Here is a 745-nt window from a genome sequence, read left to right as displayed (position 1 = left end):
CTAACGGTCTCGGCTATGAACAGTTGCGTGTGTTAGCACGGACTTTTGCAAGTACAAGATAAGCTGAAAATTCCGCAGGAATTTTCAGGATAAGCCTCTAATAGCAATTGTTTATAGCCAATGTTGTGCGCTGGCTTTATTCGTTTATTAATTCCAATGTTTCTTTTACAAATTCAGTTTTTCCCAAGACATATGCTCCTCGGTCGTTTTTAAATTTTGAAGCCAGTTCCAGTTTCAAACTTTCGTATTCCTTGGCTCTTTTTTCGTTCGAGTTTAGGTAATCGCGGAAATCAATTTGTTTCCACATTACATTATCTTTTGGACACATATGGATGTGGAAAATCTGCTCTTTGGTTCCGTCAACATTATATCCTTTTCCGAAAGACGAATAAGCCTCAATATTTTCTCTTGCTGGTACTACAAAATGTGAATATCCCAACTCTGTAAATTGAGCAATTAAATTCTCATCAAATAATTTCTCTTTCGGGATTTCAATCATTAAGTCGATATATGGTTTCGATTTTATAGTTGGAATGGATGAACTCCCAAAGTGTTCGATTCGCAGTATTGTTTCGTTTCCAACCTTGTCAACGATACGATTTTTTTCTTCCTCGTAAATTCTATTCCATTCTGGATTATGGTCGACCAATTCAATTGGATATAGTGTATTCCATTCGTCTTTGGTCAAGTCATTTAGCGTTTTTTTCATTCTATAGTTTTGGTTTGGTCAGCTTGCGCACAACGG

The 745-nt window shown here is 36.5% G+C and carries 1 protein-coding gene; it reads right to left on the bottom strand.

Annotated features, from left to right (window positions below):
• Window positions 1-136: 136 nt before the first annotated feature.
• Window positions 137-709, bottom strand: a complete 573-nt coding sequence (locus FK220_RS19980; RefSeq protein ID WP_152576128.1) for a GrpB family protein — start codon at window positions 707-709, stop codon at window positions 137-139.
• Between the last annotated feature and the right edge of the window lie 36 nt (window positions 710-745).

The organism is Pelagihabitans pacificus, assembly GCF_009371985.2.
GTDB classification, from domain to species: Bacteria; Bacteroidota; Bacteroidia; order Flavobacteriales; family Flavobacteriaceae; genus Pelagihabitans; species Pelagihabitans pacificus.
The sequence above is the reverse complement of the archived record's forward strand: the minus strand, read 5'-3'. Positions and strand labels throughout refer to the sequence as shown.